We start from the raw sequence: 26425 nt of genomic DNA, 5'->3' as shown, positions 1-26425 counted from the left end.
ATGATCACTCTCGTTTCATTTTGACAAACTGAACGAGTCGTCAAGAAAACTTGCCGGAGCGTGGAAAACCCTTTGGCACCATACGACCGGCGGTGGCTCTTGGGCCCGCCCACTCCAGCAATTCGAGCTTGCCGCGAGTGAAACTGCGGCCAGACGCGTCCTGCCATGTCAGCCCCTGATCCATCGTGAAAACGCGGATATCAGCGACACCGCCATCCTTATAGCGTTGCAGACGGACACCCTTTCCGCGTGCAAGTTCTGGAATTTCGGTCATGGGAAACACTAGCATCTTGCGGTTTTCGCCGACGATCGCAACGCTGTCGCCGCTGATCGGGATGCAATGACGTGCTTCATCGGGCGCCTTGACGTTCATCACCTGCTTGCCCTTGCGCGTATTGGCGATCACCTCGGCCTCGGGCACGAGGAAGCCATTACCCACATGTGACGACAGAAGCAGCTTTCGCTCCGGATTGTGCACGAAGGCGGTCACGATATCCTGGTCGTTTTCCATGTCGACGATGATGCGGATCGGCTCACCGTGACCCCGCCCACCCGGCAGGCTGTTCGCGCCGATCGTATAGAACTTGCCGCCGGTCGTCAGGACGAGAATACGGTCGGTGGTCTCGGCGTGGAAGGCGAGCTTGAGCTTGTCGCCCTCCTTGAAGGTCAGCGTCGAGAAGTCCGCCAGATGCCCCTTCATGGCGCGCAACCAGCCTTTCTCGGAGACGACGACCGTTACCGGCTCCTTCTCGATCATGGCGTGGTGCATGTCGGTCAGGTCATGCTGCGGTGCATCGGCGAAAGTGGTGCGGCGTTTGCCAAGCGGCGTATTCGCGCCGTACTTTTTCTGCATCTCGGCGATCTGCCAGGAAATGGTCTGCCATTGCTTGGCGTCGGACCCCAGCAATTCCTCGATCTGCTTCTTTTCACCTGTCAGGCCGTCGAATTCCTTGCGTATCTCGAATTCCTCGAGCTTGCGCAATGAACGCAACCGCATGTTGAGGATGGCTTCGGCTTGATTGTCTGTGAGTTCGAAGCGGCGGATCATTTCCTGCTTCGGCTCATCTTCCTCGCGGATGATGCGAATGACCTCATCGATATTAAGGTAGGCGATCAGCATGCCGCCAAGGATTTCCAGCCGGCGCTCGATCTCGCCAAGGCGATGGCGGGAACGCCTTATGAGGACGTCCTTTCGGTGTTCCAGCCATTGCTTCAGCACATCGCGCAGCGACAGGACGTTCGGTACCTTGCCGTTCGAAAGCACATTCATGTTCAACGGAAAGCGCGTTTCAAGCTCGGTAAGCTTGAACAGGGATTCCATGAGGATTTCGGGATTGACGCTGCGGCTCTTGGGCTCCAGTACGAGGCGCACGTCTTCCGTGGACTCATCGCGCACGTCGTCCAGCAGCGGCAGTTTCTTGGCGATCAGCAGTTCGGCTATCTTCTCGATCAGCCGCGATTTCTGCACCTGATACGGAATTTCGGTGACGACGATATTCCAGGTGCCGCGCCCCTGATCCTCGACCTGCCAGCGTGCACGCAGGCGAAAACCGCCACGGCCGGTTTTGTAGGCGTCGAGAATTGCCTCTGGCGTCTCGACCATAATGCCGCCGGTCGGGAAATCCGGACCGCGAACTTTGGTCTTTAGCGGGTCCTCATCCTCGGTCTGCGACATCAGCTCTTCGACCGTCGCATCCGGATGCTTGATCAGGTGCAGCGCTGCCGCACAGAGCTCCGACACATTATGCGGCGGGATCGAGGTCGCCATGCCAACTGCGATGCCCGAGGAGCCATTGGCGAGCAGATTGGGAAATGCGCCGGGAAGGACGATCGGTTCCTCGTCTTCCTCATTATAAGTAGGGCGGAAATCAACTGCGTCCTCAGTGATGCCTTCGAGCAGCAGCATGGCGACATCGGTCATCCGCGCTTCGGTGTAACGCATCGCCGCTGGATTATCGCCGTCGATATTACCGAAATTGCCCTGCCCGTCGACAACTGGATAACGCACGGCAAAATCCTGGCTCAGCCGCACCAATGCGTCATAGATCGACTGGTCGCCATGCGGATGGAATTTACCCATAACCTCGCCGACAATACGCGCGCATTTTGCATAGGACTGATCGGGCGAAAGACGCAAGAGGCGCATGGCATGCATGATGCGGCGGTGAACCGGCTTCAACCCGTCGCGCACGTCTGGCAGCGCGCGGTGCATGATCGTCGATAAAGCATAGGCAAGATAGCGCTCTTCCAGCGCCGCCTTCAGATCGACCGGTTCCACATTATCATCGCCATTGTCTGGCGGAATCAGGCTTTTTCCCATGTCAATGGACTATCAACTCACTGAATCGCGGGCAAGCAATGATTCGCCAAGATCACAGGCTGGTGGCGATGATTGCAACGTTCAATTGCAGAGAGCTTGCGTCCACACCTCAAATCTGACTTTGTACCGCCCAAATTGCATCACAGTCTTACCGCTCCTGATGCGTTGACAGTTGAAAACAACAGGGATCAAAACATGCCTCCAATCCATCCTGTGAAATCTGGCCTGCGCCTCCTGGCCACCACCTCCGCTCTCGTCGTGGTATTTGCCGGCTCGGCCTATGCGGTCGATGGTAACGCTGTCGCCGCGCGGCTTAAGGCGGCTTACGCCGAACAAGGCGGTACAATGGAATACAGCAATGTCGAGACGCACGACTCGACTGTGATCCTTCAGGACACCAAAGTTTCGACCGCCGGTATCAAGGATGCGTTCAAAGTCGGCGATATCACGCTGAGCGATGTCACCGATGTGTCAGGCGGGGGATTCAAGATCGGCGCAATGACAATGCCGGATATCAATTTCAGCCCGGAAGGTGAGCCCGACAGCAAGATCAGCGTCGAGGGCATCAAGATGGAAGGCATCTCGCTTCCGGCCGAAGGCGCGACCGAACCGTTGGCCAAGATTCTTCAATACGAGAAGGCCGAAGTCAGGCATGTGACCGTGAACGCCAAAGGCAAGGACGTCTTTGTGGCCGACGGATTGACAGCTACGGTATCGCCGCTGACTGAAACGTCGCCTGTTGCGTTCACGAGCAACGTTGCGAGCTTCAAAGCGGACCTTTCCGATGTCCAAGACCCAAAGACCAAGAACACGCTGAAGGCTCTTGGTTATGAGACTATTTCTGGAAAGATCGATGCCGCGGGAACCTGGAACGTATCGGATGGGCGTCTGAACATCGAGAAAATGGATTTCATCGCCGACAATGCTGGCACGCTTGGCATCAAGCTCGACATTTCTGGCTATACGCTCGATTTTATCAAAGGCATGCAGGAAGCGACAAAGGACATGAAGGGCAAGCCCGATGACGCGCACGGCATGGCAATGCTGGGCCTGATGCAGCAGCTGAGCTTTACTGGCGCCTCCATACGGTTTGATGATGCGTCGGTAACCTACAAGGCACTCGACTACGTAGCGGAGCAACAGCACGCCAAGCGCAGCGATCTGATCGGCCAGGCCAAGATGATCTTGCCGATGGCCGCCGCCCAGCTCGGCAATGCCGAGTTTGCCCAAGCGCTGGGGACGGCGGTCAACACCTATCTCGATGATCCGAAGACACTCGAGATCAAGGCTGCTCCGGCAAAGCCGGTGCCCTTTGCGATTATCGCTGCCGGCGGCATGGCCGATCCGAGATCGTTGATCAAGACCCTCGGCGTCACGGTCAACGCAAACCAGTGACCGAAACTGATCCAATGAAAAAGCCCGGCAGCAACGCCGGGCTTTTTGTTTCACTGGAGTCAGTTAGAAGAGGTTTTTAAAGCTCTTTCTTCACCGGATTGAGCCGGATGTTCAGATCACGCAGCTGAGCCTGCGATACGTCCGACGGGGCGTTCATCAAGAGATCATGTGCCTGCTGGTTCATCGGGAACATGGTGATCTCGCGCAGGTTCTTGGCGCCGACGAGCAGCATAACGATACGATCGATACCGGCCGCCATGCCGCCATGCGGAGGCGCGCCATACTGGAAGGCACGGTAGAGAGCGCCAAAACGTTCCTCAACCGCTTCTCGCGAATGGCCGACAGCCTCGAAAGCCTTGACCATGGTTTCCGGCAAATGATTGCGGATACCGCCCGAGGCGATCTCGAAACCATTGCAGACCATGTCGTACTGGAACGCCTTGATCGTCAGGGGATCCTGGTTTTCCAGCGCTTCCATTCCACCTTGCGGCATCGAGAACGGGTTGTGAGCGAAATCGATCTTCTTCTCGTCCTCAAGCCACTCGAAGAACGGGAAGTCGATAATCCAGCACAGCTTGAACTGGTCGCGGTCGACGAGGTTCAGTTCTTCGCCGGCGCGTGTGCGGGCGCTACCCGCAAACGAAACAAACTTCTTGGGATCGCCAGCAACGAAGAAGGCCGCATCGCCGTCATCGAGACCGAGGTGTATGCGCAGCGCTTCGGTGCGTTCCGGACCGATATTCTTGGCAAGAGGTCCTGCCCCTTCAAGGTTGTCGCCTTCCTTGCGCCAGAAGATATAGCCGAGGCCCGGCTGACCCTCGCTTTGCGCCCAGGAATTCATGCGGTCGCAGAAAGCGCGCGAACCACCGGTTTTGGCTGGGATAGCCCAGACCTCGACCTTCGGATCGTTGGCGATCATGTTGGCGAACACCTTGAAGCCTGAACCGGCGAAATGCTCGGTCACCGCCTGCATTTCAATCGGGTTGCGTAAGTCAGGCTTGTCCGAACCGTATCGGCGCATGGCGTCGTCATAAGTAATCCTCGGGAATTCCTGTGTAACAGGCTTGCCGTCGGCAAATTCCTCGAAAACGCCGCGCAATACGGGCTCCATGGTCGAAAGCACGTCATTCTGCTCGACGAAACTCATCTCGATATCGAGCTGGTAGAACTCGCCTGGAAGACGATCAGCGCGCGGATCTTCATCGCGGAAGCACGGCGCGATCTGGAAGTAGCGGTCGAACCCGGACATCATGATCAGCTGCTTGTACTGCTGCGGCGCCTGCGGCAGTGCGTAGAATTTGCCGGGATGAATGCGGCTCGGCACGAGGAAATCGCGCGCCCCTTCGGGGGACGACGCTGTGAGTATCGGCGTTGAAAACTCGGTGAAACCGACATCGGTCATGCGTCGGCGCATGGCGGCGATGATCTTCGTGCGCGACATGATGTTCTTGTGCAAGCTATCGCGGCGCAGGTCGAGGAAACGATATTTCAGGCGAATGTCTTCCGGATAGTCGAGTTCGCCAAACACCGGCAAAGGCAGTTCCTTTGCGGCAGACAGCACCTCGATTTCCCGGGCAAAGACTTCGATCTCGCCAGTCGGCATATTGGGGTTGATCGTGTCGTCCGTACGAGCCTTGACCTCGCCGTCAACGCGGATAACCCATTCACCACGCACGGTTTCTGCCAGTTTGAAGGCTGGCGAATCCGGGTTGGCGACAATCTGCGTCAAGCCATAATGATCACGGATATCGATGAAGAGAATGCCGCCATGGTCGCGGACGCGGTGAACCCAGCCGGAAAGACGAACAGTTGAACCTACGTCCGATTTACGCAAGGCGGCGCAGGTATGGCTGCGGTAACGGTGCATGATAGTGCCTCTGATATTGGGATGGACATGCGTGGAAAGCCCCGCAAGCGGTCCAGGAATTTGCGCGGACAAGCGCATTTTGAGGGTGATTTGTCAAGATCAGGATTGGGACGGAGACAAACGCATATCCATTCGCTATAGAAATTTCATGACCATGATTACAACCACCGATCAGCTTGAACAGGCTGTTGCCGCCCTCACCCAATCCGATTTCGTGACAGTCGATACGGAATTTATCCGGGAGACCACGTTCTGGCCGGAGCTTTGCGTCATACAGCTCGCGTCGCCTGACTACACGGCGATCGTCGATGCCTTGGCGCCGGGCCTTGATCTTGCTGCGTTTTTCAAGCTGATGGCCGACGAAAAAATCGTCAAGGTGTTCCATGCCGCGCGCCAGGACATCGAAATCATCTTTCACCTCGGCAATCTGATCCCGCATCCGGTGTTCGACACACAGGTCGCGGCGATGGTCTGCGGCTTCGGCGATGCAATCGCTTACGACCAGTTGGTGCAACGGATCGTTGGAGCGCAGATCGATAAATCGTCGCGATTCACCGACTGGCGCAGGCGGCCACTATCGGAAAAGCAGCTGGACTATGCGCTGGCCGATGTCACCCATCTGCGCGACATTTATCTGCATCTGAAGAGCAGTCTCGAAGAAGAAGGCCGCACCGAGTGGGTTCTAGATGAGATGAAGATCCTCACGGCGCGCGAAACCTACGACATGCATCCGGATGATGCCTGGAAGCGGTTGAAGATGCGCCTGCGCAAGCCCGTGGAACTCGCTGTCCTGCGCAGCGTCGCCGCCTGGCGCGAACGGGAAGCGCGCGAACGCAATGTGCCACGCGGCCGTGTCATCAAGGACGACGCCATCTACGAAATCGCCCAGCAGCAGCCGCGCGATGCGGAAGCGATGTCGCGTTTGCGAACGATTCCAAAGGGTTGGGAGCGCTCCAGCATGGCAACGGGCCTGCTCAATGCCGTCAATCTAGCGCTCGATCTGCCGAAGGAAGACATGCCGCGCCTGCCAAAATCGGTGCAGTCGCCAGAAGGCGCAGGTGCTGCGGCCGAGCTTTTGAAGGTGCTGTTGCGGCTCGTTACCGAGGAGCACGGTGTTGCCGCAAAGGTCGTCGCGACCACTGACGAGATCGACAGGATCGCGGCGGAAGGCGATGCGGATGACATTCCGGCGCTGCAGGGCTGGCGGCGCGAGGTGTTTGGCGAGAAGGCGCTGCAGCTCATCAATGGCGAGCTCTGCCTCAAATTCGAGAACAAGAAGATACGCGCCGTGGAGTGGCCAGACGCAACCGCAAACAACCAAATTTCTACCGCCGATTGAAATTCTTGCGCCAGATTCGATGATTCGTGCATAGGAATCGGTCATTCATGTGCAGGAATCGCAAACTCTTGTTTGATTTCTATCCCGGACCAAAACAGGTTTGTTCGAAACCTATAGTTCGATCGTGATCGAAGCATCGAGCCACCGATTTCTTGCATTGATCTGCGCAAGATCAACGCAGCAAAAATTGAGTAAGCCATCATGACCACATCGACGCTCCCTGCTCCGTCGCTCGCCAAAGAAGTTGCCCTCCTCGCCGTTCTCGCGACGTTGTGGGGAGCGTCCTATACCTTCATCAAGATCGGCGTCGAAACCATTCCGCCGGTCACCTTTATCGCGGCGCGGACGCTCATAGCCGGCGGACTGCTTCTGGCGATCATAAAGCTGCGCGGACTATCGCTGCCACGCGACCCCGCCATCTGGAAGCGCTTTCTGATTCAGGCCTGCATCAACAGCGTCGTTCCGTTCACGCTCATCGCCTGGGCCGAGTTGACGGTGAATGCCGGACTTGCAACGATCCTCAACTCGACGACGCCGATCTTCGCCTTCCTTTTGACCGTCCTGATCACACGTCATGAAGCCGTGACAGCCCGCAAGCTTTTCGGCGTCGTCGCCGGTGTCATCGGCATCAGCCTCATCATCGGTCTTGAAGCGTTTCACGGCGTGGGCAAGGAAGCGCTGGCGCAACTGGCGATTGTGGCCGCGACCATCTCCTATGCCGCGGCGGCGATCTTCGGGAGAGGTTTCAAGGGGCTCGACCCGATGATGCCGGCTGCCGGCTCGCTCCTCTGCGGCGCGGTGCTGCTCATTCCGGTCAGCCTCGTCATCGACCAGCCCTGGACCATCGTGCCATCGACGCACTCGATCCTGGCGCTTCTTGGCCTTTCGATTTTTTCGACCGCCCTCGCCTTCGTGATCTATTTCCGCTTGATCCACACGCTGGGTTCTGTCAGCACCACATCGCAGGCCTATCTGCGTGTGCCCATCGGCGTCGGCATCGGCGTGCTCTTCCTTGGCGAGAGCCTCAATCCAACCGCATGGATTGGCCTTGTATGCGTGATTGCAGGCGTCGCAGCCATGACGCTGCCGACACGCCGGAGAGCGGCAATCACGGCAGGTTGAAACTAGCTGTCGAGCGCTTCAGCGGCGGGCACGATACGCTCGCGCACCATATCGTGCAGTTGCCGCACATAACCCGATCGTCCGGAGGGTGTTGCAGGGTCGGATGTCATGACAACCACAAGCGAGACGTGCGGCACCACATAGATCATCTGGCCGCCATAGCCCCAGGCGTAGTAGACCGGCTTGCCAGTGGCGGCTTCAGACACAAACCAGCCAAGCCCGTAGGCGTCGCCCGTAAACGGCGAACTCGTTCTCGGCTTCCACGATTCCTCGACCCATGCCTTCGGAACGATCTGCTTGCCACCACTTGCGCCGGAGGCCAAAAACATTTCACCGAATGCACGCATGGCTCGGGGCGAAAGCAGCATGTCGTTGCCGCCGAAATAGATGCCCTGCGGATCGCGCGGCCAAGGCGGGATATTGATTTCAAGCGGTTTGCCCAGCCACTCCCGGGCGTTCTCCAACGTTGAACGTCCGGTCTTGCGCGTCAGCAGCGCTGAAAGAAGGTGGGAGTTTCCGGTGGAATAAAGCATCCCGCCGCCTGGTTCATCGACAAACTCGCGCGACAGGGCATAGCGGACCCAATCATTGCTTCCGACCCAGCGGCCGTAATTTGGCCCCGAGGTGCGATCGAGACCCGATTGCATCGACAACAGATTGCCAATTGTCACGGCCTGCAATCTGGGATCGGCGTCGCGCGGCAACTTGTCTGCGAGCATCGGCGCGATGGGTTGATCCAACCCCTCGAACACACGGCGATCGATGGCAATGCCAACGAGCGCCGCGATAATGGTCTTGGAAACGGATTTCACATTGACCGGCCGGTCGGCGGCAGGCCCGCGGAATACGTGTTCCAGGTCAAGATCGCCGTGCCGCGAGATGATCAGTGCATGGAGCGACGGGAAGCCGTTGGCTGCCTCCATGATGGTATCGATGGTCGCCTTGTCCAACTTGGCGGCAGCGGGTTGGGACATGGCCCCGCGCGATGCAAATGCGACGGCGGCGAGAGACGTCATCAGGAATGCTCGGCGGCTGACTGGGAACAAGTTTTTCATTTGCCGAGATTGATGAAAGGCGCGAGCCGCATCAACACACAAACTGTCACATGGGTGTGATCGCTGGCTATCTCCCCCCTTGTGGGGGAGAAAGCGATTTCAGCATTTAGCCTCTCGGGGCTAAGTGCTAGAAATCGCAAGAGAGGGGATTTGCTTCATTGAACTATCCCCTCACTTGGATTTTCCAAGGATTTAGCAAAGAGGCTAAATCCGGGAAAATCCTAACAGGGCGAGCCACTGGTCTCGCCCGCCTTCGGCCTCCCACAAGGGGAGAGATAATCGTCTGCAACCACCCTCCCAATAAATTGGTATGGCTCTGGCACTAATTGGTCTGTTGTCAAATTGCATCTTCGCCGGAGTTTTTCATAAATCTGTCATACAGCGCGCCGGGCTTGCACTTTCGTCGAATTGCTCCGGATTGCTCACCAAGTCCAATTCAATACCACACAGCCGCTCTGTGCGGAACGTCATGCATTTTCAATGAAGCGATATTTCAGAACAATAATTTCAAGGGGTTCAATTGATGCGACAAATGTTTTTGGCCACCACGGCCTTGTCCCTAAGTCTGGCGCTCGCCGCCTGCAATGACGACAAGGGCGGCACTGACAACACTTCGACTTTCAATGGGATGAATCAGAAGATCGCTGCGCTCGATAGCGCCCAGCAACAGAACAAGGCGACCATCGACGATCAGAACAAGGAAATCGCCTCGCTCAAACAGGCGCGCGCCGATGACACGGCGGCCTTCGAGACGCGCCTTGCCGCCGTGGTGAAGACCATTGATGAACGCCCCGATATTTCGCCGGAGCTGGAAAAGCGGCTGGTCGCCCTTAAGGAGCAGATCGGCAAGATCCCTGCGTTCAGCACCGCCGAAGAATTCGAGGCTTTCAAGCAGGAGCTCAAGGATCTACGCACCGAACTCGACAAGGCACCGAAAACGGCAAAGGTCGCGGAGCTTTCCGATAGTCTGGCCGCGCTTAGCGACAAGTTCGCCAGTGCGACGGATTTCAGGGAAGTCAAGGACTACGTCGGCGGCGTCAAGGCGAAGCTCGAAGCGCTTCTCGCCGCTGCCGATCCGGAATTGCTGAAAACGCTGAAGGACACGCTTGCCGGATTGCGCACTGATCTCACAGGGAAGACGACGTTCACCGATGAGGACATCAAGGGTTTCACGGATCGCATCGCCGCGCTGGAAAAGCTGATCGAAACCAAGGCGGATATTGCAATGGTTCCCGCCCTTGCCACCGCGAAATTCGCCTGCACCACGGACGAAAAGAGCGACATTCTTACCAGCACACCGGCATCCATGCTCGACAAGAACAAGGCTCCTGCGGTGGTTCCGGGCGTTGCTAAATGGCAGGGCGGCATGGACAATCTTACCCTGACCGCGAAAAGCCGCATCAACATCGAACCGGCAAACGCGAAGGCGCTGCAGCCGCTCGCCGACAGGCTGGTCACCGACCTTGCGGAAATCACCGGCCTCACCTTGCCTGTCGTAACCGAGCCGCTGGTGCGCGACGGTGACATTGCTTTAAGCCTTTCCCCCTGCAACGAGGCGGTGAAGACGAAGATCGGCAATGAGGGTTATACGCTCAATATCGGCAAGGCGGCGATCCTGCGCGGCAATATCGCCAAGGGCGTGCGTGTGGATGAGGACAAGCGCGATTATACTGACAGCGTCTTCTATGCCTCGCGCACCCTGCTGCAGATGCTCATGCTCGATGGCAGACCAGCAAAAGCACATGCGGAGGTGAAGCAGGGTTATACGGTGGATATTCCCCGCTTTGCCCATCGCCGGCTGATGTTCGATGTGGGGCGCAAATATGCGGGTCTTGACTTCCTAAAGAATTACATCCGCTTTATGGGCTGGTACAAGATGAACACACTGCATCTGCATTTGAACGACCACAATAAAAACAAGTCAGGCACGCAATCGGCGGCATTTCGCCTGAAATGCGACAATAGTGTCTTCGCCAAACTTTATCCGGTGGGCGAAGCCACGTATTCGCGCAATGACTGGGACGAACTCGAAGCGATCGCGGCTGACAATGGGGTAAGGATCGTTCCGGAGATCGATACGCCCGGACATTCCATAATATTTGCCCGCGACCGCACCGATCTTGCCGTGAAGGATACGAACGGGAACGAGATGATCGATCCAAGAAAGCCTGAGACACTCGTCTATATCCAGTCCGTGTTCAATGAGTTCATGCCCTGGTTCAGGTCGAATCGGATACATATTGGCGGGGATGAAGTTTGGATAAACGGTCTTGGGTCGGCAGCCATCGCCTATCTCAACAAGCTTGGCGAGTTTCTTATTAGCAAGGGCAAGACCGTGGAAATCTGGGGTGATCAAGCATATCTCCCCGATCAGGACAAACGCTTCTTTGTCACGCGCTGGGCAAACAGCGAGAAAGGTCCCAGCTGGAAAGAACGGGGCTACGACTGGATCGAAGGCATGGACGGAATTCACTATATCGTTCCCTCGCTAACCGAGGTTGATTGGTTCAATCCCCTCGGCTTGAAAGGCGAAAAAATCTATGACTTTTGGTCCAACACCTACCCCACCGACAATGCATTCGGCCCTATTGGCGGGCAGCTATCGGTCTGGAACGACAAGGCGTGGGAGAGGGATTATACATGGGAGGTATTGGCGAACAACCTGTTGAAAGATGGAATTCCGGCAGGTGGCCAGGTATGGTGGCGCGGGCAAATCAAGGATGGCGACGGCAAGCTCGTGCCCTACTCCGAGATACGCAAGAGCGTCGGTGTCCTGCAATACGGCCCCGGCGTGACGCTGTTTGCAAACTCGCCCATTGAGGGTGATCCCAAGCCCGCCACCACAGCATCAATTGATGTTAAGCCGGCTTGCGTCCCCACCGCCAAGAGAACCTGCCCGTGACAAAGCCAAACATCAAGGGCACACGCTCCCGATTCAGCTTCATAAACTTGTCATCAAACCCGGCAGAATCTTTCAATGAAGCGTTATTTCACGACTATAATTTCAAGGAGTTCATTTGATGAAAAAAGCACTTGCGATTGCGTTCATAACTTTGATTTGTTCCATGTTTCTACAAACAGCCGGCAGTCATGCAACAGAGCCGGGCTCTATCGTCTTTCCTCCTCCAGAGGTGTACGGTGTCAAGGAAGAGAAGATCCAATTTCTGGTAAACGGGAGTAAAGTAGTTGACACTCTTGCTACCCCAGTCGGCAAAGGTCCAGCCCCTGTCATTCTTCTCTTGCATGGTCACACGGGTAATCGCGATGAAGCAAACATTCCCAAGTACGGCGAAGGTATCTTTAAACATGCTGCGAAACTTTGGGCGCAGAGCGGTTATGCCAGTTTGCGTATAGATTTTCGCGGCTCAGGCGAGAGCGAAACCGCTTGGGCGGAAACCACTTTTTCCCGGCAGACAGAGGATGCGGTCCAGGCAGTTTCCTACTTGCGATCCAGTCCATCCGTTGACGGCAAGCGGATCGCCGTTGCCGGCTGGAGTCAGGGCGGCATGATTGCGGCTGCTCTGGCAGCCAGAACAAAGGGGCTTCGTGGTGTTGGGCTGTGGAATGCTGTCATCAACCCGTCGCTTACCTTTGAGGGTTGGTATAGCAACAAAAATGTCAAGCTGGGCCTACCAAATGCTGACGGCCCTCAAGTTGCCGATGACAAGCGTGTCGGCAATACTGGATTGAATGGAGCCTTTTTCAAAGAACTCTATACCTTTCATCCCTTGGCCGAAATAGCGCAGTATAGTGGACCTTTGTTTGTTGCCGTTGGGACGAAGGATTTCAGCGTGGGGCCTCAGCCGGAGACGGGAAAGCTGTTTCTCAAGGCTCATAGCGGGTCAGAAGAATTAATGGTTCGGGATATGGACCATTCGTTTAACATTGGAAAAGGGTCAGCTTTGGTTGATGAAATGATCAATGCAACGCTGACCTACTTTAGGCAATATCTGGATTTGGATGACATTCTGCTGTAGCAGTTCAACAGAACGACTCGCCCTGCCTCATCGCTTCCAACATCAGGGCGTTGAGGCAGACGCCGGTACGACCGCTTCGAACAAGGCTTCTCACTCAGAGGGAGAAGCCTTTCCACGATGATCGCGCCTTGATTCGCCGGACCAAGTCTTACCCCTCGATCGCATCGAGGAATGTCTGTACGCCAAGGGTCAGATAGGCTGTGTCGACGGAAAGAGGAATATACGTATAGCCGAGACCAGCGAAGCGTTTTGCCAGTGCCGGCGTCGCTGCGTAGATTGCACAGAGCTTGCCTGCCGCCTTGGTCTTAGCGGCAATCTGCATCAGCGGCTCGATGATGGCTTCGGAAGCTGCATCCACCTCCTGCCCGTCGCTCCAGGCAATGGAGAAATCCGACGGGCCGACAAACACGCCATCGATACCATCCACCTCAAGAATGTAATCCAGCGCCTCATAGGCAGCGCGGGTCTCGATCATGGCGAAGGCAAGCGTCTCCTCGTTCACCTCGCGCAAATAGCCGCCGGAGCCACCGGCGCCATAGCTCGCGGGACGACCGCGCATCTGGCCCCAGGAGCGCTCGCCGAGCGGCGGATATTTCATCGCGGCTGCGAAAAGCTTTGCATCGTGGACGCTGTTGATCATCGGCGCGACGACGCCTTCGACACCGAAGTCCAGCGCCCGGCTCGCCATGTCGAAACGACCGACCGGAATGCGCACCAGCGCATGCTTTTGGGCGTTGCGCAGAATGCCGGTGAGCGCGGCGACGCTCGCGGTATCGTGCGGCCCGTGCTGCATGTCGAACAGCACCGCATCGAGCGGCGTGCGGGCAAGCGCCTCCATGGCAAATGGATCGGTCAGATGCGACCAGCCAGAATAAATGGTTTCGCCGGATTTCAGACGCGCTGCGAGCGACATGGGGAGATTCCTCGTGTGTGATTTTGGCGAGTATGGGAAGCTGAGAGCAGACTGGTCAAGGGCGATGGTGAAATTCTCATTTGCCAAGCCCGTTGGAACGAATGCGTGACGGAATCGATTGTAAGGTCGAAATCGTGTAAACTAACGGTGATGTGAGTCCTATCACCAATGCAATTATGGTGCAGATGACAGTTTTCCATGATGGAAACGATCCAAAATTCATAGAAGAGACTGGGCTAAGAGACGAAATTCTCTACAACCTCCTGTTATCGCAGGATGAAAGCCAGGTACTCATCTCACTCTATGACCAGAATGATGTCTTGCGCTATGCCAACAAGAGCTGGCGAGCGGCCTTCCATTTGGCGCCGGGGGAACAGCCGAGTTGGGGCGAACTCATGCGGCGTAACTACCATGCCGGGCTCGGGACAGTGCTCACGACAAAGAATTTCGAAGAGTGGCTGATATCGACTCAGTCGCGGCGCGGAAAGATGCCGTTTCGTGCCTTCGAGACAGATCTGGTCGATGGTCGATGGCTCTGGATGACGGAAACAGTCCAGCAGAACGGCTGGATGCTCTGCATCGCCAACGATATTACGCCGCTGCGCACGGATGATCGCCGCTTGCGGCAGGACCGCGATCTCGCATTGCGGGCTTCACAGACGGACGAGCTGACCGGCGTTGGCAACCGGCGTTTCATCATGACCAGGCTCGAAGAACTGACACGGCGCGAATTGCCAGCTGACGGGGTCGTCAAAGGCTGTGTCGCCGTGCTCGATATCGACCATTTCAAGGCGATCAACGATCGTTACGGGCATCAGGCGGGTGACCAGGTTTTGCTCGATTTCGCCCGGCACGCGCACAGTTTTGTGCGGCGGCTCGATTGTTTCGGAAGGATCGGCGGTGAGGAATTCATGCTGATCCTGCCCGACACGCCGCTCGAAACCGGCATCGGCATTCTTGAGCGCGTGCTGGAGCGGATCAGATTGGCCCGCCCTTTGCAGAATTGGCCGGACCTTGCTTATACATGTTCGGTCGGGATCACGGCATTGCGGGCGGACGATACGGCACAAGACCTTTTCTCCCGCGCTGACCTTGCGCTTTATGAGGCAAAGCTGGGCGGGCGAAACCACATCAGCGTAATTTGACTCTGATCAATCCGCCCGGGCCCGCTGCGCAAGCCATGCGCCCCAGAAAAGGCTCGAAAAGAAGCGCAAAGGGGCTTCGAAACCCGCAGACGATAGAAGCGAGAATACAGCTTCTTCGGATAAAGGCGGGTCAGCGCCTTGCAGAATCTTTGCCATTTTCGCCTCTATCTCGGAAGAGCTCGCACCATGCAGCCGCCATCTTTCGGCCCATGCCGCCATGAGCACGGGCTGAGACGCATATGCACGATAGTTGCCCGCGATGACGAACGGCGCACCCGGCTTCAGCCGTGTCGAGACCTCGTTCAGGATATCCGCCTTCATCTGCGTGCCCGGCAGATGGTGCAGCACGCCGATCATCACAGCCGCATCAAATGGCTCTTGTGCCGATATGTCGGAGACGTTGCCCAGCACGCACTGCACGCGGGTTTGAATGCGGGCTTCGGTAATATTCCTCTGCGCAAGCTCCAGCATCGGCTGGGACGGGTCGACTGCGACAAAATCCCAATTTGGCCCAAGCCTGGCTGAGACGATGATCTCGCCCGCGGTTCCTCCGGCGCCTGCGACCAGAATTCGAGCCGGTCGATCATGTCCGAGATGTGCAGCCAGCATGCAGGCGGTAAGTTCGTGGCATGCATCGTAGCCTGCGAGTGCGATGCGGCTTTGTCGCGCATATTCATTGGCACGGGCTGTGTCGAACTTTGCAGAGGAAGTTTCAACCATGGGGGAATCTCCAAACGACTGAGGCGTCCTGCAGACAAAAAGCCGCCCAGTGGGCGGCTTTTTGCGGCTCTAAAGGGCGGCAGGAAATCAGGGAGCGCCTTCGATCTGCTGTATGGCCTCGATCATCAGCTCTTCCATCTTGCGGCGGATGCGATGGTCGGACGTGTCGATACCGGCAGCATCGAAATCGGCACGGATCTTGCGGAAGACATCGTCGTCGCCGGCTTCCTGGAAATCAGCCTTGATGACCTCTTTCACATAGGCGTCGGCGGCTTCATCGGCCTTGCCGAGCTTTTCCGCCGCCCAGATGCCAAGAAGCTTGTTACGCCGGGCCTCCGCCCTGAAACGCACTTCTGCGTCATGCGCATACTTGTTTTCAAAGGCGTTTTCGCGATCTTGCATTGTCATCCTCTCTTGCTCCCGCAAATTGTGTCGTTAACTAGTAATACAGTCATGTATCAGGCGTTTTTCAGGCAGGTCCCGATGTTTTTGTCTTTGTCGATTCCCATATAACCATTCCGTGCAAAATCAAAAGGCTCAATCGACCATCCCTGCATCGACTAGTTTCATATTGTCGTAGAACCAGCATATAACCCATAAAACGGGGGAGCTCCATAAAGGATCATTGTAGAATGCTTGCTTTTGCGATAGTTAGCGCGCCAACATGACGGCCAAGACCCAAGGCCGACCGATAACTCCAATACCAGAGAATCCGCAATGAACCGTCGCCGCCGTGTCTACGAAGGCAAAGCAAAGATCCTTTACGAAGGACCAGAACCAGGCACACTCGTCCAGCATTTCAAAGACGATACAACTGTGCTTCACCCCAAGAAAACCCAAGTAATCGACGGCAAGGGCGTCCTCAATAACCGCATTTCCGAATATATCTTCACCCAGCTCAATCGCATGGGCATCCCGACGCACTTTATACGCCGCATGAACATGCGCGAGCAGCTGATCAAGGAAGTCGAGATCATCCCGCTGCAGGTCGTCGTGCGCAATATCGCGGCCGGCTCGCTGGCAAAGCGCCTCGGCATCGAGGAAGGCACTGTGCTGCCCCGCTCGATCATCGAGTTCTACTACAAGAACGACGAGCTCGATGACCCGATGGTCTCCGAGGAGCACATCACGGCCTTCGGCTGGGCTGCACCGCAGGAAATCGATGACATCATGGCGCTCGCCATCCGCATCAACGACTTTTTGAGCGGGCTGTTTCTTGGCGTCGGTATCCAGCTTGTCGATTTCAAGATCGAATGCGGCCGGCTTTATGAAGGTGAAATGATGCGCATCGTTCTTGCCGACGAATTCTCGCCGGACAGCGCCCGGCTGTGGGACGCGCAGACGAGCGAGAAGATGGACAAGGACCGGTTTCGCCGCGATATGGGCGGACTGATCGAGGCCTATCAGGAAGTAGCGCGCCGTCTCGGCATCATGAATGAAAACGAACCGACGCGGCCTGCGGGGCCCGTATTGGTCAAGTAACACCGGAGAAGACAGATCGATGAAGGCACGTGTCACTGTAACCTTGAAGAATGGCGTTCTTGACCCGCAGGGCAAGGCGATCGTCGGTGCTCTCGGCAGCCTCGGTTTCGAGGGTGTCGGCTCGGTTCGCCAAGGCAAGGTTTTCGACGTCGAACTTGATACGAGCGACAAGGCAAAGGCCGAGGCGAACCTCAAGGCAATGTGCGAAAAGCTTCTCGCCAATACGGTGATCGAAGATTATAGTTTCGCTATTGATTGATGACTTTTCAAGGATTCGCCATGGTAGTGACGCAAGATTTGATTTACGAAGTGTTGAGGAAGGTGCAGACGGACGTATCCTCTTTAAAGGATAATCTGCGGGAGTTGCGACAGGATAACGTTAGCATCCGTAACCATCTTCATATGTTGCAGGGCGACGTGAATAATGTGCACGGTACTGTCGGCCAGATCGTCGACCGTCTCGAACGCATTGAAAATCGTCTCGACCTTCGGGAATTCGCAGAAGCACAAGCAAGGTTTGAACCGCACCCATGAAATCAGCAGTCGTACTCCTTCCCGGCCTTAACCGTGACCGCGACATGATTGCGGCGTTGACCAAGATATCCGGCGTTGCACCGCATACGGTGTGGCAGACGGATACGGAAATTCCCGATGTCGATCTGATTGTTATCCCCGGCGGCTTTTCCTATGGCGATTACCTGCGCTGCGGCGCCATCGCAGCGCGCATGCCCGTGATGGAAGCGATCCGCGAGAAGGCGAACAAGGGCGTCATGGTGATGGGCGTATGCAATGGCTTCCAGATCCTGGTGGAAGCCGGCCTCCTGCCCGGTGCGCTGATGCGCAATGCCTCGCTGAAATTCGTTTGCCGCCAGGTGAAACTCGAAGTCACCAATGCCAATACGCCGTTCACCCGCGGCTATTCGCATGGCCAGATCATCCAGTGCCCTGTCGCGCATCATGATGGCAACTATTTTGCGGACGCCGAGACGCTGGCGCGCATCGAAGGCGATGGCCAGGTGGTGTTCCGTTATGCCGAGGGCACCAACCCGAATGGCTCGATGAACGATATCGCGGGTATCATCAACAAGAACGGTAACGTGCTGGGGCTCATGCCACATCCGGAAAACCTGATCGAAGCGGCTCATGGCGGGACCGACGGCCGTGCGTTGTTCACGGGCGTGCTGGGCGTCGCCGCCTAGGCCTGTCGGTATTCACGCTCTGACGGCCTGCAAATGGCGTTCCTCTGCGCTCCGGTGCTCACGTACCTTAAAGTACGTTGCGCTCCGATGCTCGAAAACCACCATTTTCGTCGCGTCATAGCATGAATCTCAACAGTCCTAGGGCGATCTTATAGCGTGAATGACCATGGCGCCTCATCAGCGTTTTAGCTGACAACCATCCTGATATTCTTGCCTGTCAGCCTTGCCAGCTGCTGCAGGCGGCCCTCCGGCACATCGCCGATCAGGTCCGCCTTGCTCTTGTCGATCACAAGCTCGAGCCCTTCCGCCGTCTTCTTCCATGAAAGCTTTGGCACCACACCGGCCATCGATGCGGAAAACGGATAGGTGATACGCATGATCGCGGCGAGAATCTTCGAATATTCCAGCAATCGGGGTGTCGCTATGGCAGCAAGTTCCGGGTCGGCAACACTAGTGGAAACGCCCTCGTGCCGGAAGAAATTGGCGAGCGCTATATAGGCTCGTCCGGGATGATCGATGCCGATGAAGGAGGCGTTGGAAATCATGTTCAGCGCCTGGCTTCCGCGATAATCCGGATGGGCGCGCCAGCTGATATCCGCAACCAGACAGGCGGCGCGGCGATAGCGCTTTTCATCCTCGGTTTCATCATAACCGAGGGCCGCAAATGCCTCTCCACTCCACTCCGCCAGCTCGCGCGCATAGGCCGGCGACCGGGCGCGTAAGACCGCCAGTTCTTCTGCTGCCGAGATCAGCGGGTCTTCCAGTCGATCGCTCTCCGACAGGAGCGAGTAGAGAAAACCCTCGCGCACGCCAATCGCCGAGAAGACGACCTTGGAAGGCCGCATCAACCGGATGGTTTCGAGAAGGGCTATGGCACCGTAAGACAGGAGCGAACGGCGGTTTTTGGAAACGTCCTCGATGCCGCGCATGTAATCGAGATCGCCTGCCGCAACAAGCTTGAGGAAGCGTTGGGCTTCATCGAACGGGATCTCATAATGATGCATGACGTGAAGCGGGTAGTGCTTTGCACTCATATGCAGCTTGGCGAGATTTCGCCATGTGCCGCCAACCGCATAAAACGCCCTGCCCTTGCCATTGCCGAGCAGCTTTGCCGAGGCGAGATGCTTTCTTGCTAGTTCCGTGGCTTTGTTCAAATCGCCGTCGGACATGTCCTGCAGGCGCAGACCGCCGAGCGGAAGCGTGATGCCATCGCCGATCTGACTGCCCTTGATATCGACAAGTTCCAGACTGCCGCCGCCAAGATCACCGGCAATGCCGTCCGGATCATGGAAGCCAGAAATAATGCCAAGCGCGGAGAAATAGGCCTCTTCCCTACCCGAAAGAACCTTTATCGGCTCCTTGAGTAGCGCCTCGGCTTCCCGGATGAATTGTGAGCCGTTCTCGGCCTCGCGCGCCGCAGCTGTCGCGAGAACGTCGAGTGAAACTGCCCCGGCCTGATCGGCTAGCGCGCGAAAACGACGCAAAGCACGCAGCGCGCTTTGTACCGCCTTCGCATTCAGCTTGCCGGTTTTCGCCAGCCCCTTGCCAAGGCCGCAGAGTATCTTCTCGTTGAATAGAACGGTGGGAGACCGGTTTACGCCTTCATACACCACCAAACGTACAGAGTTCGAACCGATATCGATGACAGCAGCTGGTTGACGCCCCTGCACGCGTCCTTGTGCAGCCGATATCATGCAGCCTTATTTCTCTTTGACCGCTTGCGATGCGCAATCAATCGCGGTGCTGAAGACTTCAGCGACTTGCCACGGCCTGAAAGGCTGGGATTTGTCATGAAATATTCCTGTGCGTTAAAAGCTTCTTCCCCGTCAGCAGGTGTGATCCGGCGTGACGTTCCGTCTGCTAGTAACTCGTAACTCTGCTGATTGTCGAGAAGGTTCGCCAACATAATCTGTGAAAGAACCTGTTGATGCACTGTTGGATTGGTGATCGGCACCAGCGTCTCGACGCGGCGATCGAGATTGCGGGTCATCATGTCGGCGGAGCCGAAATAAACCAGCGCCTTTTCCGACGGCATCGGTTCGCCATTGCCAAAGCAGAAGATGCGGCTGTGTTCGAGAAAGCGTCCAACGATGGATTTCGCGCGGATATTGTCGGAAAGGCCTGGAAGCTGCGGGCGCAGACAACAAATGCCACGCACGACGAGATCGATCTCTACCCCTTGCCGGCCGGCGTCATAGAGCGCGTCGATGATTTCCGCGTCGACCAGGGAGTTCATCTTCATCCAGATCGAAGCGGGCCGCCCGGCTTTGGCATGAGCGATTTCCTCGGCAATGTGCTGCATGATGCGGGGGCGAAGCGAGATCGGCGAAACGGCAATGCCCATCTCGCCGGAAGGCGGCGTATAGCCGGTGATGAAATTGAATATCTGCGCCACATCGCGGCCGATAGACGGCTCGCAAGTAAAGAATGACAGGTCGGTATAGATCTTCGCAGTGATCGGGTGATAATTTCCCGTCCCCAGATGCACGTAACTGCGCAACTTCGCCTCTTCACGGCGCACGACCAGCGACATCTTGGCGTGGGTCTTCCATTCGATGAAGCCAAAGACGACCTGTACACCGGCACGTTCCAGATCGCGGGCCCAGCGAATATTGGCTTCCTCGTCGAAGCGGGCCTTGAGTTCGATAAGCGCCGTCACCGACTTGCCGGCATCGGCGGCATCGATCAACGCACGCACGATCGGGCTGTCGTTCGATGTACGATAGAGGGTCTGCTTGATCGCCACGACGTCCGGATCGGCTGCAGCCTGTCGCAGGAACTGGACGACCACGTCGAAGGATTCGTAAGGGTGGTGAACGACGATATCTTTTTCGCGAATAGCCGCAAAACAATCACCGCCGTGCTCGCGCACGCGCTCAGGGAAACGTGGATTATAGGGCACGAACTTCAGGTCGGCACGCGGGATGCTGACGATTTCCGAAATCATGTTGAGCGCAAGCAGTCCATCGAGAACGCTGATGCGATTATCGGGAACACCGAGCTCGGTGGCGACGAAACTGCGCAGTGATTCCGGCATTTCATCGTCGAATTCGATGCGAATAACCTGACCACGACGGCGGCGCTTGAGCGCGGTTTCGAACAGGCGCACCAAATCCTCGGCCTCCTCCTCGACCTCGATATCACTGTCGCGGATGATGCGGAAAGTACCGGCACCTTTAACCTCGTAGCCGGGGAAAAGCCGCCCGGTAAACAGGCTGATCGCATCCTCGAGCGTGAGGAAACGGAAACGTCCCTTGTCGTCCGGAATTTGGATGAAGCGCTTCAACGCTTGAGGCAGACGTAGCAACGCTGTCATTGGACGATTGTCGGTGCTCCGGTTGAGGAGCATGGCGATCGAGAAACCAAGATTGGGAATGAATGGAAAGGGATGCGCCGGATCAATGGCAAGCGGCGTCAGAACCGGATAGATGGTTTCAAGGAAATGGTCTTCCAGCCAGGACTGCTCATTGGCGGTCAACCCGTCCGGACGAACGATCTCGATGTTTTCCTTGAGCATTTCCGCCCGCAAATCATCGAACCGGTGCTGCTGGGCAATCTGCAGCTTCACGACCTCATCGAGAACGAATTCAAGCTGTTCCTGGGGTGTGCGCCCATCGTCGCTGCGGTCTGAAACGCCAGCGCGTACCTGCCCTGCAAGACCGGCGATACGCACCATGAAGAATTCATCGAGATTGGCCGCCGAGATGGAGAGGAAACGCAAACGTTCAAGCAACGGCTGATGCGTGTTCTCGGCTTCTTCCAGAACGCGGCGATTGAACTGCAGCCAGGAAAACTCACGATTGACGAAGCGATCGACGCTTGTGTGCAAATTCGCCAAATCCACTTTTTCCAGGGCTTGTGGAATCGCAGTCGTATCCACTTTTTCCAGGGCTTCCGGAATCGCGGATGATTGTTCGTTCATTGGTATTCTCCGACAAAAATGTCCTGTTAAAAATGGAAGACGCTTCGGCGCCTTTGAAAATGGTCTTGGTGTCCGTCTTGGAACTCTACTGCGGCGGTCATCTGACGCGATTTTCTGCGCTTCCGGTGCTCACGTACTTAATGTACGCTGCGCTCCGGTTCTCGAAAACCACGCCCTATGCCTCGCCGCAGCGACTTTTAGGACGGACACTTCGGCGCTCACTCTAGACAAGTCTTTTGACAGTTTGATAGCAAGCGTCCTGAGATCGTCATCATATAGCTGAATCGCACTCTAGAGCGAAAAACATCCAAATGGAATCGTTCTGCCGGGTGAATTCGAGTCAAATCCATCGGCAGAATGCAGAACCGATCGATCTTCTGTGAATTATTTAGCCGCTAAATAATTATCAAATTTAAACTAATTTGCGCTGAGCATATTAACAATAACTGACAGATTAACTCGACAATACACGGAGATCATGGTCATTTATTAGCGGGCAATGAATGCCCGTGGCCGGGGCCGGCCGAGGGCAATGTCTAATCCGATGCCCGAACCTTTGATTGGACTTTTTATAACGTATCGGCGTTAACCTATTGGATTTCTTGCTTGAATGCATGAACTTCACTGGAGCGGCTATGGAAAAAATTATTTCCGTTCTTCGTGCCTTTGTCCTTATCGCACTATTTTTTGGCATACCTTCGGCGCATGCCCAAACATTAAACGTTGGCCTGACAATCGTGCCCGCGGATCGCGCTGTCGTAGCAGACGCGGCTCGAAGGCCCGACGACAAACGCAATGGTCATGTTCGCATTGTGGAGTATGTCTCCCCGGGGTACGCAGCCATTCCAAAATCCCGCCAAAAGGCATCTGCTTTTACTTTGAAATAGCTTTTTCAGCAGCCCGGCTTGAAGGATAATTGACCTTTCGGTGGGATGCCTCCAGGATTCGCACTGTTTCGCGAATGTAGAAACAAATACTGCGACATAGAACGCGTTTCCTTTGCGCGCCTTTTGTTTTAAGACAAAGCGAATGGGCGCTATGCGCGCTTGGCGAAAGGTTTCAGGAGCGAATAATGGCTGGACACAGCATCCCTCATTTTCAGAACAGCGCAGGACATGCGAGCATTGCCATCGGCGTGAAGGAATTCATGTGCGTCGGCGCCAATTCACCTTTCGACCACCCGCATGTTTTCCTCGATCTCGGCGACGACAATGAGAAGGTGTGTCCCTATTGCTCTACGCTTTATCGATATGATGCTTCGCTTGCCGCCGATGTGACCGTTCCCGAGGGTTGCACCTATGTGGATAAGGCCGCTTGAAAGCAGCACTCATCGATCTGAAAACAGAACGAAACAGGCGAATTCCAAATCCTGATCAGATCATCATTGCCGGTGCAGGTATTGCTGGCCTCACTCTCGCCCTTGCATTGAGCGCCAAGGGCTTTCATGTCCAGATATTCGAGAAAAGCGCGGCGCTCGCCGAAATCGGTGCCGGATTGCAGCTTTCCCCCAACGCGACACGGCTTCTCGCCCGACTCGGCGCGATGGAACATCTGCAATACGCATCCGTCGAACCGCAAGCCGTCTGCTTGCAGGACGGAACGAGCGGCGGCGAGTTGCTGCGGTTGCCGATTGGCGAACAAGCGACGAAACGCTGGGGTGCGCCCTATATCGTTTGTCACCGCGCCGATTTGCAGAACACTTTGCTCACCCTCGCGCGCAGTCGGCCCAACATCGCCATACAGTTGCAATCGACCGTGACGCAGCGCAAGGCTGACAGCCAAGGCATGCTCGTTCGCGTGCAATATCATGACCGCATCGAAGAACACCGCGGCGCGCTGCTGGTCGGCGCAGACGGCGTGTGGTCGAACCTGCGCACCGCTGTCTCCGACGCGGACCGTGCGCGTTATACCGGCATGGTCGCATGGCGATCATCGCTAGGGGTCGACCAACTGCCGGAATCGTTCAAGACATTGTTGCCACCCGGGGTCAACGTCGTCGCCTGGACTGGCCCCAACGCGCATCTGATCGCCTATCCGATCCGTTCCGGCCAGGTGATCAATTTTGTAGCGGTTGCGCCCGACCACCAGGCTGGCAACCGATGGCCCGTTCCTGTCGATCCGGAGAGCCCGAGCCAGAATTTCATCCGGGAATTCGCCGGTTGGCATGTGGGACTGCGCGATGTCATGCGGGCGGGTCGTCCCTGGACGCCCTGGCGGCTGTTCGAGATGAAGAAATGCCGGTTCCTGACCGAGGAGCGTGTGGTGCTGATTGGCGATGCTGCGCATGCCATGACACCTTATGCGGCGCAGGGTGCGGCGATGGCCATCGAAGATGCGTGCGCACTGGCTGATGTGTTGAGCGCGGACCGTGCCGCCTGGCCGTCTGCCCTCGCCCGGTTCAGCAGAGCCCGGACGAAGCGTATCAGCGCAGTTGTCAGGCGCGGAGCGCTCAACCACCTCGCCTATCATGCAAAGGGACCGGTGGCCGTTGCGCGTAATATCCTGCTGCGCAACCGTCCGGTGGAAAAGTTCATCAAGGGATTTGACTGGCTGTACGGATTTGATGCGGAAGAGCGAAAAGAACAGGTTTGAGTGTTATTCGGCCGGGGTTGCGCGCCGTTTCAACTCGCGGGTGATTTCGGCGATGCGATCATCGGTTTCTTTCTGGCTCTGATTGACCTCATGTCTGGCAACAAGAATCGCGCCAACGCTGATAATTGTCATCCAGAATATGATGAAGATAGTATTTGCCAGCATTATCTTAACCCTCGCCTCAATATCGTTTTACCATAAAGGTGAAGTCCGTACGAGAGTGCTCCGCCGCTCACCATGATAAACGATTGCGACACCAGGAAGAATGACGTGTGATCGCTCACGCCATTTGTAACCACGCTGACAATCGGTCCAAGAATACCAACCACGGCAGTCGCAGTAGAAAGTCTGTCAATCGCCGCAGCAACGTATTTGCGAATCTCGTTATTGCGCATTTTTTCAATTGCAATGAGCTCTTCGAGTTCACCTCTGGTGGTCTCTTGATCGTCCTCGGTCATGCAAGTCCTGATGAAATGGATTTGTCAAAAATGTGGAATTGAAAATCGTAAAGAGACGGCGGCCGGTTTGGCCGCCGCAATAAATCCGGAAAATTCGTTCCAGGACTGCTAGTGCAGGATCTGGCTGAGGAACAGTTTCGTGCGCTCGTGCTGCGGGTTGTCGAAGAACGCTGCCGGTTCATTCTGCTCGACAATCTGCCCCTGATCCATGAAGATCACGCGATTTGCGACCTGACGGGCAAAGCCCATCTCATGCGTGACGCAAACCATCGTCATGCCTTCTTCGGCCAACTGGACCATCGTATCCAGCACTTCCTTGATCATCTCCGGATCGAGTGCCGAGGTCGGTTCATCGAACAACATGATACGCGGATTCATGCAGAGTGACCGGGCGATTGCCACGCGCTGCTGCTGACCGCCGGAGAGCTGGCCCGGATATTTATTGGCCTGTTCCGGGATCTTGACGCGTTCCAGAAAGTGCATTGCCACCTCGTCGGCCTTTTTCTTCGGCATCTTGCGCACCCAGATCGGCGCGAGCGTGCAGTTTTCGAGGATCGTCAGATGCGGGAAAAGGTTGAAGTGCTGGAACACCATGCCGACTTCGCGACGCACCTCGTCGATCTTTTTCAGATCGCTGGTGAGTTCGATACCGTCGACAAGGATTTTACCGCTTTGATGCTCTTCCAGGCGGTTGATGCAGCGGATCATGGTGGACTTGCCCGAACCGGACGGACCCGCAATGACAATGCGCTCGCCGCGCATCACCTTGAGGTTGATGTCCTTCAGAACGTGAAAGTCGCCATACCACTTGTTCATGTTGATGATTTCAACAGCTACGTCCGTCTTTGAAACGTGAAGGAGCGAGCGGTCGACATGGATTTCTTCCGGGTCGATGATGTTTTCAGTGGTCATAAGCATA

Annotated in this window: 24 protein-coding genes; 13 read left to right on the top strand and 11 right to left on the bottom strand. The window is 56.2% G+C overall.

Annotated features, from left to right (window positions below; translation table 11 throughout):
* Positions 1–40: 40 nt before the first annotated feature.
* Positions 41–2320 (bottom strand): DNA topoisomerase IV subunit A, encoded by a 2280-nt coding sequence (parC, locus tag PHA01_RS04530; protein ID WP_271893636.1) that lies wholly within the window; start codon positions 2318–2320, stop codon positions 41–43.
* Between the two features lie 195 nt (positions 2321–2515).
* On the opposite strand from parC, the gene PHA01_RS04525 reads away from it, so the two are divergent.
* A complete protein-coding gene (locus PHA01_RS04525) occupies positions 2516–3715 on the top strand; it encodes a hypothetical protein (RefSeq protein WP_271893634.1) in 1200 nt (399 codons plus the stop codon).
* A gap of 76 nt (positions 3716–3791) precedes the next feature.
* Here the strand turns inward: PHA01_RS04525 and aspS are convergent, their stop codons facing one another.
* Entirely contained in the window at positions 3792–5582 is a 1791-nt protein-coding gene (aspS, locus tag PHA01_RS04520; protein WP_271893633.1) for an aspartate--tRNA ligase, read from the bottom strand.
* A gap of 148 nt (positions 5583–5730) precedes the next feature.
* Between aspS and rnd the strand changes: the two genes are divergently transcribed.
* Positions 5731–6921, top strand: a complete 1191-nt coding sequence (gene rnd, locus PHA01_RS04515) for a ribonuclease D (protein ID WP_271893630.1) — start codon at positions 5731–5733, stop codon at positions 6919–6921.
* Positions 6922–7122: 201 nt separating this feature from the next.
* Positions 7123–8043: a DMT family transporter gene (locus tag PHA01_RS04510; protein ID WP_271893628.1), complete on the top strand. Its 921-nt coding sequence runs from the start codon at positions 7123–7125 to the stop codon at positions 8041–8043.
* 2 nt (positions 8044–8045) lie between these two features.
* Here the strand turns inward: PHA01_RS04510 and PHA01_RS04505 are convergent, their stop codons facing one another.
* On the bottom strand, positions 8046–9059 hold the full coding sequence (locus PHA01_RS04505; RefSeq protein WP_271893627.1) for a serine hydrolase domain-containing protein: 1014 nt from the start codon (positions 9057–9059) through the stop codon (positions 8046–8048).
* A 562-nt stretch (positions 9060–9621) separates the two neighbouring features.
* Between PHA01_RS04505 and PHA01_RS04500 the strand changes: the two genes are divergently transcribed.
* Together PHA01_RS04500 and PHA01_RS04495 are read left to right on the top strand one after the other, a co-directional pair.
* Positions 9622–12000 carry a family 20 glycosylhydrolase gene (locus PHA01_RS04500; RefSeq protein ID WP_271893626.1) on the top strand — a complete coding sequence of 793 codons (2379 nt, stop codon included), beginning with the start codon at positions 9622–9624 and terminating at the stop codon, positions 11998–12000.
* Between the two features lie 118 nt (positions 12001–12118).
* Positions 12119–13075, top strand: coding sequence for an alpha/beta hydrolase family protein (locus PHA01_RS04495; RefSeq protein WP_271893624.1), 957 nt, complete (start codon positions 12119–12121; stop codon positions 13073–13075).
* Between the two features lie 148 nt (positions 13076–13223).
* On the opposite strand, the gene PHA01_RS04490 is transcribed toward PHA01_RS04495, so the two are convergent.
* Positions 13224–13988: an HpcH/HpaI aldolase family protein gene (locus PHA01_RS04490; protein ID WP_271893623.1), complete on the bottom strand. Its 765-nt coding sequence runs from the start codon at positions 13986–13988 to the stop codon at positions 13224–13226.
* A gap of 185 nt (positions 13989–14173) precedes the next feature.
* Between PHA01_RS04490 and PHA01_RS04485 the strand changes: the two genes are divergently transcribed.
* Positions 14174–15133 (top strand): GGDEF domain-containing protein, encoded by a 960-nt coding sequence (locus PHA01_RS04485; RefSeq protein WP_271893622.1) that lies wholly within the window; start codon positions 14174–14176, stop codon positions 15131–15133.
* Between the two features lie 6 nt (positions 15134–15139).
* Here the strand turns inward: PHA01_RS04485 and PHA01_RS04480 are convergent, their stop codons facing one another.
* Entirely contained in the window at positions 15140–15853 is a 714-nt protein-coding gene (locus tag PHA01_RS04480) for a class I SAM-dependent methyltransferase (RefSeq protein ID WP_271893619.1), read from the bottom strand.
* 87 nt (positions 15854–15940) lie between these two features.
* Positions 15941–16261 (bottom strand): DUF1476 domain-containing protein, encoded by a 321-nt coding sequence (locus PHA01_RS04475; RefSeq protein WP_112530811.1) that lies wholly within the window; start codon positions 16259–16261, stop codon positions 15941–15943.
* Positions 16262–16570: 309 nt separating this feature from the next.
* Between PHA01_RS04475 and purC the strand changes: the two genes are divergently transcribed.
* From purC to purQ, 4 genes are read left to right on the top strand one after another with little or no spacing between them, the layout of a single operon-like run.
* The gene (purC, locus tag PHA01_RS04470; RefSeq protein ID WP_112530810.1) at positions 16571–17335 is read left to right on the top strand and encodes a phosphoribosylaminoimidazolesuccinocarboxamide synthase; all 765 of its coding nucleotides are present in this window, start codon (positions 16571–16573) and stop codon (positions 17333–17335) included.
* A 19-nt stretch (positions 17336–17354) separates the two neighbouring features.
* The gene (purS, locus tag PHA01_RS04465) at positions 17355–17594 is read left to right on the top strand and encodes a phosphoribosylformylglycinamidine synthase subunit PurS (RefSeq protein WP_106716990.1); all 240 of its coding nucleotides are present in this window, start codon (positions 17355–17357) and stop codon (positions 17592–17594) included.
* Between the two features lie 20 nt (positions 17595–17614).
* Positions 17615–17869 carry a hypothetical protein gene (locus PHA01_RS04460; RefSeq protein ID WP_271893616.1) on the top strand — a complete coding sequence of 85 codons (255 nt, stop codon included), beginning with the start codon at positions 17615–17617 and terminating at the stop codon, positions 17867–17869.
* Positions 17866–18534 (top strand): phosphoribosylformylglycinamidine synthase subunit PurQ, encoded by a 669-nt coding sequence (gene purQ, locus PHA01_RS04455; protein ID WP_271893615.1) that lies wholly within the window; start codon positions 17866–17868, stop codon positions 18532–18534. Before PHA01_RS04460 ends, purQ begins: the two co-directional genes overlap by 4 nt.
* A 185-nt stretch (positions 18535–18719) precedes the next feature.
* Here purQ and ppx read toward each other — a convergent pair whose 3' ends face one another.
* Together ppx and PHA01_RS04445 are read right to left on the bottom strand one after the other, a co-directional pair.
* Positions 18720–20228 carry an exopolyphosphatase gene (gene ppx, locus PHA01_RS04450; protein ID WP_271893613.1) on the bottom strand — a complete coding sequence of 503 codons (1509 nt, stop codon included), beginning with the start codon at positions 20226–20228 and terminating at the stop codon, positions 18720–18722.
* Complete coding sequence (locus tag PHA01_RS04445; RefSeq protein ID WP_271893612.1) at positions 20225–22456, bottom strand: RNA degradosome polyphosphate kinase; 2232 nt, start codon at positions 22454–22456, stop codon at positions 20225–20227. Before PHA01_RS04445 ends, ppx begins: the two co-directional genes overlap by 4 nt.
* A 635-nt stretch (positions 22457–23091) precedes the next feature.
* Here PHA01_RS04445 and PHA01_RS04440 point away from each other — a divergent pair.
* From PHA01_RS04440 to PHA01_RS04430, 3 genes are all read left to right on the top strand, one after another.
* A complete protein-coding gene (locus PHA01_RS04440) occupies positions 23092–23343 on the top strand; it encodes a hypothetical protein (RefSeq protein WP_271893611.1) in 252 nt (83 codons plus the stop codon).
* A 185-nt stretch (positions 23344–23528) separates the two neighbouring features.
* Positions 23529–23774, top strand: coding sequence for a zinc-finger domain-containing protein (locus PHA01_RS04435; RefSeq protein WP_271893609.1), 246 nt, complete (start codon positions 23529–23531; stop codon positions 23772–23774).
* Positions 23771–25048, top strand: a complete 1278-nt coding sequence (locus tag PHA01_RS04430; protein ID WP_271893607.1) for an FAD-dependent monooxygenase — start codon at positions 23771–23773, stop codon at positions 25046–25048. The genes PHA01_RS04435 and PHA01_RS04430 overlap by 4 nt, the downstream gene beginning before the upstream one ends.
* Before the next feature lie 3 nt (positions 25049–25051).
* Here PHA01_RS04430 and PHA01_RS04425 read toward each other — a convergent pair whose 3' ends face one another.
* From PHA01_RS04425 to PHA01_RS04415, 3 genes are all read right to left on the bottom strand, one after another.
* Positions 25052–25213, bottom strand: a complete 162-nt coding sequence (locus tag PHA01_RS04425; RefSeq protein WP_271893605.1) for a hypothetical protein — start codon at positions 25211–25213, stop codon at positions 25052–25054.
* Positions 25213–25506, bottom strand: coding sequence for a hypothetical protein (locus tag PHA01_RS04420; RefSeq protein WP_271893604.1), 294 nt, complete (start codon positions 25504–25506; stop codon positions 25213–25215). Before PHA01_RS04420 ends, PHA01_RS04425 begins: the two co-directional genes overlap by 1 nt.
* 108 nt (positions 25507–25614) lie before the next feature.
* Positions 25615–26418 (bottom strand): amino acid ABC transporter ATP-binding protein, encoded by an 804-nt coding sequence (locus tag PHA01_RS04415; RefSeq protein ID WP_271893603.1) that lies wholly within the window; start codon positions 26416–26418, stop codon positions 25615–25617.
* Positions 26419–26425: the final 7 nt, after the last annotated feature.

The organism is Candidatus Phyllobacterium onerii (assembly GCF_028331445.1).
Lineage (GTDB): Bacteria > Pseudomonadota > Alphaproteobacteria > Rhizobiales > Rhizobiaceae > Phyllobacterium > Phyllobacterium onerii.
This window is presented reverse-complemented; position numbering and strand designations above follow the sequence as displayed.

Excerpts from the sequence above, each read along its gene's own strand:
- PHA01_RS04525 (WP_271893634.1), top strand. The coding sequence starts at position 2,516 with ATGCCTCCAATCCATCCTGTGAAATCTGGCCTGCGCCTCCTGGCCACC.
- parC (WP_271893636.1), bottom strand. The coding sequence starts at position 2,320 with ATGGGAAAAAGCCTGATTCCGCCAGACAATGGCGATGATAATGTGGAA.
- PHA01_RS04510 (WP_271893628.1), top strand. The coding sequence starts at position 7,123 with ATGACCACATCGACGCTCCCTGCTCCGTCGCTCGCCAAAGAAGTTGCC.
- ppx (WP_271893613.1), bottom strand. The coding sequence starts at position 20,228 with ATGATATCGGCTGCACAAGGACGCGTGCAGGGGCGTCAACCAGCTGCT.
- PHA01_RS04480 (WP_271893619.1), bottom strand. The coding sequence starts at position 15,853 with ATGGTTGAAACTTCCTCTGCAAAGTTCGACACAGCCCGTGCCAATGAA.
- PHA01_RS04475 (WP_112530811.1), bottom strand. The coding sequence starts at position 16,261 with ATGACAATGCAAGATCGCGAAAACGCCTTTGAAAACAAGTATGCGCAT.
- PHA01_RS04415 (WP_271893603.1), bottom strand. The coding sequence starts at position 26,418 with ATGACCACTGAAAACATCATCGACCCGGAAGAAATCCATGTCGACCGC.
- PHA01_RS04425 (WP_271893605.1), bottom strand. The coding sequence starts at position 25,213 with ATGCTGGCAAATACTATCTTCATCATATTCTGGATGACAATTATCAGC.
- purQ (WP_271893615.1), top strand. The coding sequence starts at position 17,866 with ATGAAATCAGCAGTCGTACTCCTTCCCGGCCTTAACCGTGACCGCGAC.
- PHA01_RS04445 (WP_271893612.1), bottom strand. The coding sequence starts at position 22,456 with ATGAACGAACAATCATCCGCGATTCCGGAAGCCCTGGAAAAAGTGGAT.
- PHA01_RS04490 (WP_271893623.1), bottom strand. The coding sequence starts at position 13,988 with ATGTCGCTCGCAGCGCGTCTGAAATCCGGCGAAACCATTTATTCTGGC.
- purC (WP_112530810.1), top strand. The coding sequence starts at position 16,571 with ATGAACCGTCGCCGCCGTGTCTACGAAGGCAAAGCAAAGATCCTTTAC.
- PHA01_RS04500 (WP_271893626.1), top strand. The coding sequence starts at position 9,622 with ATGCGACAAATGTTTTTGGCCACCACGGCCTTGTCCCTAAGTCTGGCG.
- PHA01_RS04485 (WP_271893622.1), top strand. The coding sequence starts at position 14,174 with ATGACAGTTTTCCATGATGGAAACGATCCAAAATTCATAGAAGAGACT.
- aspS (WP_271893633.1), bottom strand. The coding sequence starts at position 5,582 with ATGCACCGTTACCGCAGCCATACCTGCGCCGCCTTGCGTAAATCGGAC.
- purS (WP_106716990.1), top strand. The coding sequence starts at position 17,355 with ATGAAGGCACGTGTCACTGTAACCTTGAAGAATGGCGTTCTTGACCCG.
- PHA01_RS04505 (WP_271893627.1), bottom strand. The coding sequence starts at position 9,059 with ATGACGTCTCTCGCCGCCGTCGCATTTGCATCGCGCGGGGCCATGTCC.
- PHA01_RS04460 (WP_271893616.1), top strand. The coding sequence starts at position 17,615 with ATGGTAGTGACGCAAGATTTGATTTACGAAGTGTTGAGGAAGGTGCAG.
- PHA01_RS04420 (WP_271893604.1), bottom strand. The coding sequence starts at position 25,506 with ATGACCGAGGACGATCAAGAGACCACCAGAGGTGAACTCGAAGAGCTC.
- PHA01_RS04440 (WP_271893611.1), top strand. The coding sequence starts at position 23,092 with ATGGAAAAAATTATTTCCGTTCTTCGTGCCTTTGTCCTTATCGCACTA.
- PHA01_RS04495 (WP_271893624.1), top strand. The coding sequence starts at position 12,119 with ATGAAAAAAGCACTTGCGATTGCGTTCATAACTTTGATTTGTTCCATG.
- rnd (WP_271893630.1), top strand. The coding sequence starts at position 5,731 with ATGACCATGATTACAACCACCGATCAGCTTGAACAGGCTGTTGCCGCC.
- PHA01_RS04435 (WP_271893609.1), top strand. The coding sequence starts at position 23,529 with ATGGCTGGACACAGCATCCCTCATTTTCAGAACAGCGCAGGACATGCG.